The sequence below is a fragment of the Trichocoleus sp. ST-U2 genome (assembly GCF_039961875.1).
GTDB lineage: Bacteria > Cyanobacteriota > Cyanobacteriia > Cyanobacteriales > FACHB-T130 > FACHB-T130.
On the sequence record NZ_JAMPJY010000018.1, the window covers coordinates 81,420 to 96,842 of the forward strand.

General features: G+C 48.9%; 9 protein-coding genes. 4 read left to right on the top strand and 5 right to left on the bottom strand.

The annotated features are described in order from the left end of the window. Positions 1-54 precede the first annotated feature (54 nt). The 3 genes from NC996_RS14165 to NC996_RS14175 form a co-directional block, all read right to left on the bottom strand. The gene (locus NC996_RS14165) at positions 55-1,815 is read right to left on the bottom strand and encodes a serine/threonine-protein kinase (RefSeq protein WP_190688258.1); all 1,761 of its coding nucleotides are present in this window, start codon (positions 1,813-1,815) and stop codon (positions 55-57) included. Positions 1,816-1,932: 117 nt separating this feature from the next. Then, entirely contained in the window at positions 1,933-2,991 is a 1,059-nt protein-coding gene (gene dusB, locus NC996_RS14170) for a tRNA dihydrouridine synthase DusB (protein ID WP_190688261.1), read from the bottom strand. A gap of 106 nt (positions 2,992-3,097) precedes the next feature. Then, the gene (locus NC996_RS14175; protein ID WP_190688263.1) at positions 3,098-4,135 is read right to left on the bottom strand and encodes an ADP-ribosylglycohydrolase family protein; all 1,038 of its coding nucleotides are present in this window, start codon (positions 4,133-4,135) and stop codon (positions 3,098-3,100) included. A 490-nt stretch (positions 4,136-4,625) separates the two neighbouring features. Here NC996_RS14175 and dnaK point away from each other — a divergent pair, with 490 nt between their 5' ends. Beyond that, the gene (dnaK, locus tag NC996_RS14180; protein WP_190414776.1) at positions 4,626-6,551 is read left to right on the top strand and encodes a molecular chaperone DnaK; all 1,926 of its coding nucleotides are present in this window, start codon (positions 4,626-4,628) and stop codon (positions 6,549-6,551) included. Positions 6,552-6,817: 266 nt separating this feature from the next. Here the strand turns inward: dnaK and NC996_RS14185 are convergent, their stop codons facing one another. Further along, positions 6,818-8,011: an HhoA/HhoB/HtrA family serine endopeptidase gene (locus tag NC996_RS14185; protein ID WP_190688266.1), complete on the bottom strand. Its 1,194-nt coding sequence runs from the start codon at positions 8,009-8,011 to the stop codon at positions 6,818-6,820. A gap of 276 nt (positions 8,012-8,287) precedes the next feature. Between NC996_RS14185 and NC996_RS14190 the strand changes: the two genes are divergently transcribed. Further along, positions 8,288-9,607 carry a CHAT domain-containing protein gene (locus NC996_RS14190; RefSeq protein WP_190688268.1) on the top strand — a complete coding sequence of 440 codons (1,320 nt, stop codon included), beginning with the start codon at positions 8,288-8,290 and terminating at the stop codon, positions 9,605-9,607. Between the two features lie 13 nt (positions 9,608-9,620). Further along, the gene (locus NC996_RS14195) at positions 9,621-12,509 is read left to right on the top strand and encodes a CHAT domain-containing tetratricopeptide repeat protein (protein ID WP_347277797.1); all 2,889 of its coding nucleotides are present in this window, start codon (positions 9,621-9,623) and stop codon (positions 12,507-12,509) included. A 225-nt stretch (positions 12,510-12,734) separates the two neighbouring features. Here the strand turns inward: NC996_RS14195 and NC996_RS14200 are convergent, their stop codons facing one another. Continuing rightward, complete coding sequence (locus tag NC996_RS14200) at positions 12,735-12,974, bottom strand: hypothetical protein (protein ID WP_190429476.1); 240 nt, start codon at positions 12,972-12,974, stop codon at positions 12,735-12,737. A 132-nt stretch (positions 12,975-13,106) separates the two neighbouring features. Here NC996_RS14200 and NC996_RS14205 point away from each other — a divergent pair, with 132 nt between their 5' ends. Beyond that, positions 13,107-15,410: a caspase family protein gene (locus NC996_RS14205; protein ID WP_242037662.1), complete on the top strand. Its 2,304-nt coding sequence runs from the start codon at positions 13,107-13,109 to the stop codon at positions 15,408-15,410. The last annotated feature ends 13 nt before the right edge of the window (positions 15,411-15,423 follow it).

The following is a 15,423-nucleotide window of genomic DNA, read 5'->3' on the forward strand; positions in this document are numbered from 1 at the left end:
GAAATAAAAAGAGCGATCGCCCTTTTTATTTCGCTCTTTACCTCAATATCTCTTCTATGGCTTAATCAAACGCCTAGTTTGTGTTGCATGGCGATAGTTAGCCATCAGTTTTTCTCGCTGTTGATATGGATAATACATGATGGCAGCTAAGGATAAACTGGTTCCCAGTAAGGATAAAAACAGAAAGAAATTGAAGAATCCGACATTGAATCCTGTCCCTAAGCTCATGCCGAAACCTGTTATTAAAAGTGCGCTGCCAATGGCAATCTTTTCAGGAAATCCCCTTTCTTTATAATTTTTAATTACTGCCCCATTTAGGAAGCCAATTACTAGACCTGCCAAGGTTCCCAAGGCAGTAATCGCCGCCGGTAAGAACCCTGATGACAACAAAACAACTAACATTGTCACAGTGGTCAACCAAGCTGCAATCTTTATGCCTAGCACAGTTCTGATGCCAACTGCTGCCAGTAGAGTTCCGGCGCTAAACCAAGCCAAAAATACCGCGATTACTCCAACTTCAAAAATTGCTACAGATGTCCAAGAGGTAAATTTGAATAGAATTGCTACCATCCAAGCGATCGCACCTGTCCAAAATCCAGTCATTGCTAAAGCAATTCCTAATAGCAAAGCCATTGAAATATAAGGCGGCTTTGGAGTTTCAAGCAGAGTTGTGCGAACTGTAATCGTGAGCGGGTAAGTTTCTGGGGAAGAATTGGTGTGTAATAAAATCTGACGACTATAGGTTTTATCTGCCATCAACTTATTCGTATTTACGGTAATTTTGCAATCAGCATGATTACTCTTAAATGTGGCGGGTTCAAAGGAAATCCAAGCATGAGAATTGGAATAGCGCGGATCGCTGTCGTGGGGGGCTACTTCCCAAGTCCCTTCTAGCAAAGTGTCCGGAACGGAATTATTAACCCTAACGGTTTGAGTTAATTTTTTGCCTAGTTGTGTTGTTTTTAATTCCAGAGCCAGTTGGCTAAATTTAACTTCCGGTAAACGATTAACATAAATCGGCTTGAGAGCTTCCAAAGCAGCCGTAGCATTGGGGAAACGGTCTTTTGCTTTGGGTTCGACCATTTTTGAGAGCCAATCCACAAAACGCAGGCTCAGCTTGGGAAGCAGCGGCTTGAAATTAAGCCGACCATCTTCATCAAATAAGGTGTCAATTGCTGTTGAGTTTGTCCCAGTTAACAAACAAATGAGTGTTGCGCCTAAACCATATAAATCGGTTGCTTCGTTTAGCTGGCGGTTGTATATCTGTTCGGGTGCCATAAACCCAAATGTCCCGGCGGCGACGCTGCTCATTGCCATTTCCCCACTGCCAATTCGAGCTAAGCCAAAATCCACCAGATAAACATTCAGTTGCTCATCCACGAGGATATTGTCAGGTTTAATATCCCGGTGAATTACAGATGGAATCCGATTTTGTAAATAAACAAGAATTTCTAGGACAGAAGCAGCAATTTTCTGGATTTCATCCGGGTCAAAACTGCGTGGAGCAGATAAGGGCAGGGCATCTTTATGCTCCTGCACCATGCAGAAACCAGCTTGGGTTTCAAAGGAATCGAGGTAACGGGGAATTCCAGGATGATCAAGTCCTCGTAGCACTTGAATCTCGCGCTCATAAGCTTTGAAACCCGACCATTCAGACCCAACTTGGGCAAATAGAAATCGCTTCAGGATGACTGACTGCTCTGTGACGTTATCCTTTGCCAGATAAGTGATGCGACCCCCAGCGCGATTGCGCCCAAGTTCTCGAATGGTCTGATAGCGGGGACGGGGACTTAAAGTGTGTGAGGAGTTGCTCATGACGGCAAACAATGCAGGTAGATGGCGTCTATTCTAGGCGATCGCTTTCCTTTCGTTTTTTCCCTTCGCGCCCTATAACAAAGAGAGCGCAACGCTTACCTAAGTGCGTCTTCGGGCTTAAACCTCCACAAATGCTAACTCCTCTTCTTCAACCTCGTGCCATGTGGAATTCGCCAGTCGTTCAATTGCCCGATCGATTGTCTCCAAACCCTGCTCAAGATTTTCGATTGTGGCTAAATGTCCGCGCAACTCAGCAGCACCAGCAAAACCTTTGGCATACCAAGTCATGTGCTTCCTGGCTTGTCTGATACCGCGATCGCCTTTATATTCCCACAAAGCTTGTAGATGTTCTTTTGCACATTCCAACCGTTGTATCGGCGTTGGCGGCGTCTTTTCTTGACCAGTTTTCAAGAAATAGTCAATTTCTCCCACTAGAAAGGGATAACCCAGAGTTCCCCGCGAACACATCACCCCATCTGCGCCGGTTTGTTCCAAACACTTCACCGCCGCCTCTACGGAAAACATATCGCCATTAGCAATCACTGGAATCGACAGAATTTCCTTGACTTTACCAATCCACTCCCACTTGGCAGGGCCGGTGTAACCTTGGGAACGGGTGCGACCGTGGACTGTAATCATTTGCGCCCCCGCATCTTCCATGCGCTTGGCAAAGTCCAGAATATTAATTTCCTTATCTGTCCAACCGATGCGGGTTTTTACTGTCACTGGCACATTCACCGCCTTTACGACCGCTCGGACAATTGCCTCAGCGACTTCTGGCTGCCGCAACAACGAAGAACCACCGCCGTTTTTGGTAATTTTGTTGACCGGGCAACCCATGTTGATATCAACTGTATCAGCTCCTTCCTTCACCGCCATTACAGCCGCTTCTGCCAAGAAATCGGGGCGACAGTCAAACAACTGAATGCTAATCGGTCTTTCGTTCGGATCTACCTCCATAATCTTGGGGAGTTCCTTCACGTAATGTAGCCCCGTCGCGTTCACCATCTCGGTGTACATCATCGAGTCGGGCGCATGGCGACGTACCAGGCGACGAAACACCATATCGGTAACGCCAGAAAGGGGCGACTGTAAAACCCGGCTTTTCACTTCAAAAGAGCCAATTTTCAGCGGTGTCGAGAGTCGGGATTGCAGGGTAGGAGAAAGAGTAACCATAGGTTCTATCGCGGTCAACCGGGCTTTTTCATTTTACGAGCGATCGCTGTTGAACCATTTGAGCTTCATGGCGATCGCCCCTATCTTTATTGTGAATCGCGATCGCTTACGATAAGGGCACCTGAGCGCCACTGGCATCTGAAGTTGCTTCCTCATCCCATCGGTTGCCGAGTGCTGCTAAGCGATCGCGGTACTCGATGCGGCTTACCCAATCTTCGGGCCATGCTGCCATCCCTAAATAGGCTCCGGCGAAAGCACCCGTAAGGCAGGCAATAGAGTCTGAATCGCCTGCGGTGAGTGCCGCACGCCGGAGCGCCGCTACTGGCTCTTCAGGAAACAGTAGAAAGCACAGTAGACCTGTGGCAAAGGCTTCTTCTGCGATCCATCCTTCCCCTGTTGCTAAACAGGGGTCTGCATCCCGGTTCGGTTCTGCCAAGGCGGCATCCAGACGATCAAGGATGGACAAACATTCATCCCAGCCACGACTGATAAATTCCTCTGGTGTATTGATAGAGGGACGTTGCCAGAGCAACCCCAGCCAGTTGGCATGGTAGATCGAGCGTTGCTCCTCAGCATAGGCGCGAAGTCGAGAAGGTAGCCCTTTGGGATCGCCACCCGCTACCAGGTCAGCGATCGCTCTTGCCGTTAAATCCGAGGCAGTAAGGGCGGTGGGGTGCCCGTGGGTCAAAGCTGCCTGGAACTGAGCGATCGCGGCGCGGGTCGTTGTGTCCAGATTGTTGACCAGACCTACAGGTGCCACCCGCATATTGGCTCCACAACCCTTTGAGGTTGCTACCGTTGCCTGCTCCCACGGCAGGCCATCTGCCAAGTTAGCGCAGGCATTTAGACAAGTTCTTCCCGGTGCCCGGTTATTGTCAGGACTGTCCCACCAGTCGATGAAGGCGCGGCGTAGCAGCGGCTCTAGGCTCTCAGCACCCAAAGGCGGTATTACTTCCAAAAGTGCCTCTCCAACCGCTAAAGTCATCTGCGTGTCGTCTGTAACGCGAGCCGGATTGCCCATAGGTTGCTGCGGCCCTTGGGGTGGGAAGCGGCGCAGGATCTCGTCAACATTGAGAAACTCAGTTACAGCACCGAGCGCGTCACCAAAAGCTAAACCAAACAGGCATCCAGAAGCACGGCGCATAGCTAGTACAACTCTTCTTTTTTAGAAATTCCGAACGATGGCTCGAAAATCGCATCTTTTGTAATACATATAATACAAGCTTTGAGAACGAACTAATCGTGAATGATTTAGGTGGTGTTGGTAGAGAGTCCAACGAGCTAATCGCGATCGCATTGAATTCCTCTAGACGGCAAATACACCTATTTAATTACGGCTTGCCCCCATACCTAAAGCCCCTGATTTCCTTACAGTAGACACAGTGAAAGCAATCAGCAGATGTTAAGTGATTGAGCCAAAGGGGATGCCTCCTGAAGGTTAACCGTCCTTCCTCAGGTTCGGAAAACCCCACAACACCAGAGTGGCTAATCCCGCACACTATATAGATCGGTACGCACGCACCAATGGTTATTAAATCTGGAAAGAGCTGCTGATTTAACCCGGTTGGTTCAATTTGTAGTTCCGTATCCGCCCTCAAAAGTTTTTGTAGTTATTAGGAAGCCGAAATACCCCTATGGCAAAAGTAGTTGGAATTGACTTAGGTACGACAAACTCCTGCGTAGCAGTGATGGAAGGTGGTAAACCTACTGTGATCGCTAACGCAGAAGGTTTTCGGACAACCCCCTCTGTCGTAGCATTTGCCAAGAATGGCGATCGCTTAGTGGGTCAAATTGCCAAGCGTCAATCGGTGATGAACCCCGAAAACACCTTCTATTCGGTCAAGCGTTTTATCGGACGCAAGTTTGAAGAAATCACCCACGAAGCCACCGAAGTTTCTTACAAAGTGCTGCGCGATAGCAACGGCAACGTTAAGCTAGACTGCCCCGCTCAGAGCAAGCAGTTTGCACCAGAAGAAATTTCTGCCCAAGTGCTTCGCAAGCTGGTGGATGATGCCAGCAAGTACCTTGGAGAAACCGTTACCCAAGCTGTAATCACCGTTCCCGCTTACTTCAACGACTCCCAGCGCCAAGCTACCAAAGATGCTGGTAAGATTGCCGGGATTGATGTAATGCGGATTATCAACGAGCCGACCGCCGCTTCCTTGGCGTACGGACTCGAAAGAAAGGCCAACGAAACCATTCTGGTATTTGACCTGGGTGGCGGTACCTTCGATGTATCCATCCTGGAAATGGGTGATGGCGTGTTTGAAGTGTTAGCGACCTCTGGTGACACTCACCTGGGTGGTGACGACTTCGACAAGAAAATCGTTGATTACTTAGCCGAAGAATTCAGAAAATCTGAAGGCATTGACCTCCGCAAAGACCGTCAAGCCCTCCAGCGTCTCACGGAAGCCGCTGAAAAAGCCAAGATTGAGTTATCTAGCGTCACACAAGCGGAAATTAACCTGCCATTTATCACCGCTACCCAGGATGGTCCAAAGCACCTGGATATGACCCTGACTCGCGCTCAGTTTGAAGGACTCTGCGCTGACTTGATCGATCGCTGCCGCATTCCTGTAGAGAACGCCCTGCGCGACGCCAAGCAAGACAAGAGTGCAATTAATGAAGTCGTGCTGGTCGGTGGTTCTACCCGGATTCCTGCCGTACAAGAACTGGTGAAGCGGGTTTTGGGCAAAGAACCCAATCAAACCGTCAACCCGGATGAAGTGGTAGCTATCGGTGCCGCAATTCAAGCCGGTGTCCTCACAGGTGAAGCTGGAACTGAAGGACTATTGCTGCTCGACGTTACCCCCCTCTCTTTGGGTGTGGAAACCCTCGGTGGCGTGATGACCAAGATTATCCCCCGCAACACCACGATTCCTACCAAGAAGTCTGAGGTCTTCTCTACTGCTGTAGATAATCAGACCAACGTAGAAATCAAGATTCTGCAAGGCGAACGGGAGATGGCGGCGAACAACAAAGAGTTGGGGATCTTCCGTCTGGATGGGATTCCTCTGGCTCCTCGTGGAATGCCACAAATTGAAGTTACCTTCGATATTGATGCCAACGGTATCCTGAACGTCACAGCTAAGGATCGCGGTACTGGTAAAGAGCAATCAATCAGCATCACGGGTGCTTCCACCCTGCCCCAAAACGAAGTGGAGCGGATGGTTAAGGAAGCCGAACAAAATGCCTCCACTGACCGGGAGCGTCGTGAGAAGATTGACCGCAAGAACCAAGCTGACTCCCTCGTTTACCAAGCTGAGAAGCAAATGGCTGACTTGGGTGACAAAGTTCCCGCTGCTGACAAGAGCAAGGTCGATGGATTGGTCAAAGACCTGCGCGATGCGATCGCTAAAGAAGACGATGAGCGCATCAAGACGCTCACCACAGAGCTACAGCAGGCTCTCTACACCATCGGCACGAACATCTATCAACAAGCAGGCGGCGCAGGTGCAGCTCCTGGCGATGGCACCGGCACCCCTGGTGGTGGTGGTTCCAGTCAGTCCACTGGTACTGGGGATGATGTAATTGATGCTGATTTTACGGAAAGCAAGTAATTAGCTAAGTGCTAAGTGCTAAGTGCTAATTGCTAATAAGGGTTGATGAATTGCTTTTGGGCGCTCATCAGCCCTTTTTTTGACAAAAAGACGCAGGGTTACTTTCTGCTTGTGTCAAAAAGACCCGCTTCTGCGGAGCGGGTCTAGTCTAAGATGCTAGGTTTCGTGTCTCAACCCAGCCTACTACTGCTTTGCGTCAACTTTTGCGTTAGCGAAGCGGCGCGACAGCGCTACCTTTGCGTTTAAAACAGATAAAATTATCTGTACTATTCCACGGGGAAGGCACCAGGTTGTACTTGGACAGTTTCAGTCCGACCGCTACGGTTGACCTCTACTTCTAATCTGGAGCCGACGCTACTTGCTTCTACCCGTTCTTGCACTTGATCGGCACTTGCGACCGCTTGACCGCCAACTTTCTGGATCACATCTCCTGCACGCAAGCCAGCACGTTCTGCGGGAGAGTTTTTGACCACCCGAACGATGACAACGCCTTTATCCTGCGTAACTTTGAAGCCTGCCTCATTGTCTTTGTTAATATCTTCTTTTAGCTCTGGCGTCAGCGTTACCATTTGAATCCCCATGTAGGGATGCTCGACGCGACCTTTGCTAAATAGCTGATTGGCGACTCGTTCGGCGGTTTCAATCGGGATGGCAAAACCGAGTCCCTGAGCATTTGCCCGAATGGCTGTATTAATCCCAATCACTTCACCCCTGGCATTTAACAAGGGGCCACCAGAGTTACCGGGGTTGATAGCGGCATCGGTTTGGATAAATCTGACTCGCTTATCCGGGACACCTACCTGCGAACTGGAGCGACCCGTCGCGCTGACGATACCCACCGTCACCGTGTTATCTAGACCGAGGGGATTGCCAATTGCGATCGCCCACTGTCCCGGTATTAAGTTATTCGAGTCTCCCAAGCGTACCGTCGGCAACTTTGTCGCATCAATTTTGACAACTGCCACATCCGTAACCGGATCGGCTCCCACAACTTGACCCTCCATCGTCCGCCCATCTTTGAGCGTCACCTTGACCTTATCTGACCCCGCGACAACGTGGGCATTTGTCATTAAGCGACCATCAGCACTGAGAATGAAGCCAGATCCGGTACCTCGTTCCACCCGTTCTTCCGGAACCGGCGTTTCATTCCCAAAAAATCGTCGGAAAAACGGGCTTCTGAAAGTATCTGGAATGTCCTGCGATACGGTACGAGCCGCATCAATTCGCACGACAGCAGGGCCGACTTTTTTGGCTGCTTCGGCAATGAAATTCAGGTTCTCTTGGGGAGCGCGATTCTGGGGCGGGGAGATTTGCTGTAGCGCGGCTGGAATCGCTGATGGGATTCTGCCTTCGACACTGGGGTTGTCTGCTGCGAAATGGCGACTGGCATATATTCCTGCACCACCGCCGATAGCCAGCAAAGCTAGATAAGTGGTCAGCTGTTTGACAAGTAAACTCATGGTCTTTGGGCTGAAGGACAGCAATACAGGTAATAATTCCACTCTAATCAAAAAATGCTGTGGATGAGCAGCATTTGGGTAGAGTTTTAACTGGGTTTCAAGATATTGGGGTGCCCAAGAGGAGGCACAAACAGCGCATCAGAGTGCATACGCGATCGCTTGGTCTGTCAAGTTGGCGTTACCACTACTCAAGGATAAAGCCAACACTGGACACACCCGATTCCCTGGGCTAAGACAGTGTAAACACTGTCCGTACATCTACTTACCTTGTCAGCCATGCAACTCCAGAAAATCAGCCTTGCCGGGGTGCAAAGCCTTGTCCCCTTACTGATTACTTTTGTGGCGACTGTCTTAACCCCTTTCCCAGGGAAGACGGCTGAAATTTTCCCTGGCTCTCAGATGTTGGCACAAACTCCAGAGGCTCCAGCGACCGTCAATCCGCTCAATATCGAACAAATTCGACAAGTTGCTAAGGAACACAACGCCACACTGGTTGAATACTCAATTAATTACGAGACGTTCCCCGTTCAAGGAAAAGAACAAACCCAGGAATCAGAACTGCTGATTTGGGTGGTTCAACCCACAGGTGAAATTACCTTACGACGGGTTGACCTGAGACCGTTGTGGCAGAAGCAAAATACTTCTCTCTCAGAGTTGGTGAGTAGTAGCCGTGCGGCGATGGGGATCGGGAGTGCTGCAAATAAGAGTGGCATCTTCGTAACGACAAAACAGGACAATCGCCCAAGCAAACAGTTACAGCAACTTCATCAGCTGCTCGTTGAGCCGATTGCCGAATTGTTGCCAAAAGCTCCGAACGCTCGTGTCGCCTTTATCCCGCAAAAATCTCTGTTTCTGCTTCCCTTCGCAGCGCTGCAAGATAAACAAGGCAAATACCTGATCGAGCAACACGCAATTTTTACCGCTCCCTCGATTCAGGCGCTGGATTTACTTTACAAGCATCGACAGCGAATCCAAGGGATTGCCAAGGATGTGCTAGTGGTGGGGAATCCGACGATGCCCCGCGTTCCTCCCAAGATAGGACAAAAGCCGGTGTTGTTACAGCAACTTCCCGGAGCGGAACAGGAAGCAAACGCGATCGCGAATCTCTTCAATACCCAAGCGCTTATCGGCGACGCAGCAACTGAGACCGCGATTGTGCAGCAAATGCCCCAAGCGCGAATTATTCATCTCGCAACGACTGGGTTAATCGATGAGGAGGAGGCATTGAGAAATGCGATCGCTCTCGCTCCCTCTAACACCGATGATGGGTTGCTGACAGCAGAAGAAATCCTGAATTTGAAGCTAAACGCTGAGTTAGTTGTCCTGAGCGCCTGTGATGCGGGTTTGGGTCGCATTACCGAAGATGGTGTGATTGGGCTAACGCGCTCTTTTCTAGCAGCGGGAGTTCCCAGCGCGATCGCTCCCCTAGGGTTGATACCGGATGAGCCGACTGCCTTCCTGATGACCGAGTTTTATAAAAATCTGCAATCGAATCCCGATAAAGCAGTTGCACTGCAAAACGCCATGCTAGCGACGATGAAACAGCACCCCAACCCAATGAACTGGGCGGGTTTCATCCTCATCGGCGAACCGTAGGCGCAGCCCATTTGTGCTTGATTTTATTCCAGTCAATTTGACAAAACAATTCATCTACCCAGCAGTGAAAGCAATCTCTTCTCAAAGAATCACCCGAATCGCCTTCATCACCCTCCTCAGTAGTGTCTCGACGCCTTTGCTTGTCAATTTTCCACTCCCATTGTCTGCACCACGAGCGTTAGCGCAAACACAAGATGACCCTACCGAAGCAGACCAACTGTTTCAGCAAGGTGTTCAGCAGTTTCAGACCAGTCAATTTGAGGCAGCTTTACAGTCTTGGCAACAGGCATTGATGATCTATCGGGAGATAAAAGATCGCCCAAGTGAAGGGCAGGTTCTGGTAAATCTGGGAGTTGCTTACTATTCCTTGGGGTTATATCCCAAAGCGATTGATTGCTACGAGCAAGTTTTGGCAATTGTTGGGGAGAACGAAGACCGCTCTATTGAGAGTTATGCTCTGGGAAATCTCGGGAATGCTTACCATTCTCTGGGGGACTTTGCACGAGCGATAGAGTACCACCAGCAGCATTTAACACTTGCAAAAAGTATCCAAGACCGCTCTGGCGAAGGAAAGGCTCTGGGAAATCTGGGCAATGCTTACAACGCCTTGGGAGATTTTCCACGAGCGATAGAGTACCACCAGCAATATTTAGCACTCGCTAGAGCAATCCAAGACCGCTCTGGCGAGGGAAAGGCTCTGGGAAATTTAGGAGTTAGTTATCGTAACCTGGGGGACTTTCCACGGGCGATTGAGTACAACCAGCAATACTTAGCGATCGCTAAGGAGCTTAAAGATCGTCAAGCCGAAGGTAGTGCTCTAAGAAATCTGGGACTTGCCTACAATTCTCTGGGAGACTTTGCACGAGCGATTGAGTACCAACAGCAGAATTTAGCAATCGCAAAGGCAATCAAAGATCGCTCCGGCGAAGGAAAAGCTCTGGGAAGTTTGGGCGTTATTTACCGTAACCTGGGAGATTTTCCACAGGCGATTGAGTATCATCAGCAGAATTTAGCGATCGCAAGAGAAATCCAAGACCGTTATGGCGAGGGGAATGCTTTGGGAAATCTGGGAGTTGCCTACTCTGCCTTGGGCGACTACAGCAAAGCAATTGATTATTTTCAGCAAGTTTTGGCGATCGCACGAGCGATCCAGAACCGTTCTATCGAAAGTCATGCTCTGGGCAATCTGGGACTTGCTTACAATTCCCTGGGCGACTTTCGACGGGCAATTGATTACTACCAGCAGACTTTAGCGATTGCCAAACAAATAAAAGACCGACAAGGCGAGGGGAAGGTTCTGGGAAATCTTGGAGGAACTTATTATTCTCTGGGGGATTTTCCACGAGCAATTGAGTACCAACAGCAGTATTTAGCGATCGCCAAGGGGATCAAAGACCGCTCTGGCGAGGGACAAGCTTTAGGAAATCTAGGACTTGCTCTCTATAAAGCAGGCAATCTAAAAGCAGCGGAGAAAACCCTTATCGACGCAATTGAGGTGAGGGAATCTCTACGGCGTGAGTTAAATGATGCCAACAAAGTGTCAATTTTTGAAATGCAGTCCAATAGCTACCGCACTTTACAACAAGTCTTCATTGCTCAGAATAAGACCGATGCAGCGCTGGAAGTTGCCGAACGGGGTCGGGCACGCGCTTTTGTAGAGTTACTGGCTAGTAAATTGCAGATTGATAAGTTACAGGTTGAAGATTCAAATCAACCTTCTAAGCTTCAATCCCCTACCATCGAGCGAATAAAACAAATTGCCGCCGCTCAAAATTCCACCCTAGTTCAGTATTCGATTATTTACGATACTTTCAAAGTTCAAGGTAAAGAACAAACTAAGGAATCAGAACTCTATATTTGGGTAATCAGTCCTACAGGTGAAGTGACGTTTCGCAAAGTCGATCTTAAACCTTTGTGGCAGCAGCAGAATACCTCGCTGGCAAACCTGGTTTTCAGTTCCCGTCAATCAATGGGAGTCAGAGGACGTGGTGGAGGTGTTGTGGCGGAGCTTATAGAAGAGGAAAAGCCAACCAGACGATTACAACAAATTCACAAATTGCTCATTGAACCGATTATCGATCGATTGCCTAGTGATCCAAAAGCTCGTGTAATCTTTATCCCGCAGCACGATCTGTTTTTAACCCCTTTTCCAGCTCTCCAAGATGCTTCTGGCAAATACCTGATTGAAAAACATACTATTCTCACGGCTCCTTCAATTCAAGTGCTGGATTTAACCCATCAGCAAAGGCAACGTGTAGAGAAGCAATCAATCGCATCTCTACAAGGGGCATTGGTAGTGGGCAATCCGACAATGCCCAAAGTGGTGCTGAACCCTGGAGAATCAGCGCAACCGTTATCTAATTTGCCGTGGGCGGAACAGGAAGCCAAAGATATTGCTAAATTACTCAAAACTCAAGCAATTACTGGTAGCCAAGCCACCAAAGTAGCGATCGCGCAAGCACTGCCTAAAGCGCGAATCATTCATCTAGCAACTCATGGTTTACTGGATGATTACCGGGGATTGGGAAGTGCGATCGCTCTCACTCCATCTAACAACGACGACGGGTTGCTCACTGCTGAAGAAATCCTTAATCTAGAATTGAATGCTGAATTAGTGGTTCTCAGTGCTTGCGACACCGGACGAGGACGCATCACTGGGGATGGTGTCATCGGTTTATCTCGTTCTTTAATTTCCGCTGGGGTGCCTAGCGTAGTTGTCTCCCTGTGGCAAGTCCCGGATAACTCCACTGCTTTTCTGATGACGGAATTTTATAAAAATCTTCAGCAAAAGGCTGATAAAGCTACGGCATTGCGAAATGCGATGCTGACAACCATGAAACAGCAACAATATTCAGATCCCGTGCAGTGGGCAGCATTTACTTTGATTGGCGAAGCTGAATAAGGCAATATTCATCTGAACGCTTGACAAAAATTTGTTAGAGAATTTATTTCTAACAAATGAAAAAATTTTTTACACAACAATTAGGAAAAATAATTAAAATCGAATCCGGTTAATTATTTTTTGATGATTTGTCGGTAATGAATAATTGTTTTTTCATCCTTTTACTTATTCTTTATTAACCATTACCAACATGATAGATAAAATAAGCATTACCCAAACTTGATGCTAGAACTTAGGCATAGCGGTCAGTGCGATCTCACTGACTCCCCAAGCTTCAAAAAATTGGCGATAGAGAACTTTACTGGCTGAGGTTAAGTCACCATCCGGCTCGATGATTCCTCCTTGGAGGATTTTGCCCCCATCTGTGCGGAAATCCAACCTCAGATCGCCATTTTCATCTTGTTGAATGATAAAATTTCCGTTTGCCAAAACTTGACCAGCACGACTTAAAATAGCGCAGCGCATCGTTAACGACTTCCGATATAAATAGAACACAGTTAACCATGTCACTAATCTGTGCCGTCGTCAACATAGCTCGTTGAACACAGGATTTCAGTAATCTCAGCCTTTCATCCTGCACCACTTGAGGAAACATTGATGATGTCTCACATCAAGCGCCGTCAGTTTTTGCAATTTGCCGGATCGACGCTGGCAACTTTGGGTTTAAGCCATCTGGATGTGATGCGAAAGGGCGATCGCTATGGCAAAGTCCTCGCGCAAAGCACACCCCGCAAACTGGCGCTGCTGGTGGGAATTAACGCTTATCAAAATAGTAGCGATCGCTTAGCGGGTTGCATCACCGATGTGGAAATGCAGCAACATCTACTCATTCACCGCTTTGGCTTCAACAAGAAGGATGTCCATATCCTGACAGATGCTCAAGCCACTCGTGAAGGTATCTTGGGTGCATTTGACGAATATCTGATTGGGCAAGCGAAGCCGGGAGATGTTGTGGTGTTTCACTTCTCCGGGCACGGTTCGCGAGTAGATGACAGCCCAGAATGCGATGAAGTGGTCTTAAAACTGAGCGAAAGTTGTTTAAACAGTACCATTGTCCCTGCCGATAACTCTCTACCTTTGGTTGCCCGTCGCCGTGGGGGTATTGCATCCGATATCACAGGACACACGCTGTTTTTGCTGGCGTCAGCGGTAAAAACAGAAAACCTGACAATGGTTCTAGATAGTTGTCATGCTGGGGGCGGGAAACGGGGGAATTTGAACGTCAGGGCGCTGGATGGTGGCGTGCAAGTTAAAGTCAGCCCAGTGGAGAAAGAATATCAGCGTCAATTGCTATCGCGGGTAAATTTATCCCCGGATGAGTATATTCAGGCACGCAGAGCCGGAGTTGCAAAAGGGGTCGTTATTGCCGCTGCCGATCGCAAGCAACTGGCGGCGGATCAGCGCTTCAACGGCTTTGCGGCGGGGGCATTTACTTATGTGATGACCCAGTATCTTTGGCAGCAAACCGGGGATGAACCCGTGGCGAGTGCGATCGCAAATATTGCCCGTACCACTAACCAGATTTCTTCTACGGGTCAAATTCCAGAATATGAAGCTAAGCAAAAAAGCAATGAAGAGGAACCCGCTTACTTCCTAAACCAACAGACTCTCCCGGCGGAAGCGGTAATCACCAAAGTTGAGGGAGATGGGGTGCAGTTGTGGTTGGGAGGTGTCAATTCCCAAAGCATCCCTGCCTTCGATCGAGGTGCCATTTTGACGGTGATAGACGCTCAAGGCAAGGAGCAGGGATTGGTACAGTTGGAAGCGAACTCGCGCAAAGGATTAACGGCGCGGGGCAAACTCCTAAATGCAGGAAGGGGCGGGGTTTCCTCGCCCCCGCAACTGGGAACATTGCTGCAAGAGCGAATGCGCGGGATTCCCAGCGATATGACTTTACCGATTGGTCTAGATCCATCGCTGGGTAACGACATAGCTAAGGCAGAACAAGCCCTCAAGGCTATCCAGCGCCTCAAAATCTTGCCTTTACAACAGGAAGAATATGTCGCCTACCTCTTAGGACGAATTACCCAGGAGAATCGTCAATTTCAGAAAAATGGAGAGACTCCTAATTTAACCTCTGTGCCCGATATTGGCAGTGTCGGCTTATTCACTCCAGCACTAGAACAAATTCCTGGCTCTTTTGGTGTATCTGGTGAATCGATAGAGGCGGCTATCACCCGTCTCACCCCGAAATTTAAGTCACTGCTAGCAGCTCACATTGCCAAGATGATACTCAATCCCGGTTCCTCCCGGCTGAATGTAGTGGCTTCCATGAAAAGAGCGGAGGGCGAGACATTTGCAACTACTTTCCCGGTTCGCGGCGCACAAAACAGCAGCAATTCTTCAACTCAAAACTCAAACCGCAGCCGTGGGCGATCGCGTTCCGACAACTTAAAACTCTCCTTGGGAACGCCGCTTCAGTTTGTGGTGACGAACCAAGAAAATCGCGATCTTCACGTATCCGTTTTAGTAATCGATCCTGAAGGAGAAATGACGATCGTTTTTCCGAATACCTGGACGGTGGAAGAGAATGCAACTCTGATAAAAGCAGGAGAAACGCGACAAATCCCGCAACCGGGAAAAGATAAGTTCAGATTTAAAGTCGCAAAACCCGTCGGCATGGTAGAGGTTCTGATAATCGCCAGTGGCACTCCTCTTAAGCAAGCGCTCAAGACATTACAGGAAGTGGCGAGGGTGCGAGGACAGGCACCAGGGTTGCCAATGACGCTGGGTGAGGAACCAACCAAGTTAATCGACGGTTTGCTAGAAGACTTTAACCGAGGCGCAGGAAATAGTCGTGGTGGTGAGAAGGCAGAGGTTCGGGGGCTGGGGCTAATTAATCGTGTCGATACTCAAGAGTTGGCGGCGATGTCAATTACCTTTGAGTCGGCGGAAACATAAGCAATTATCGCCA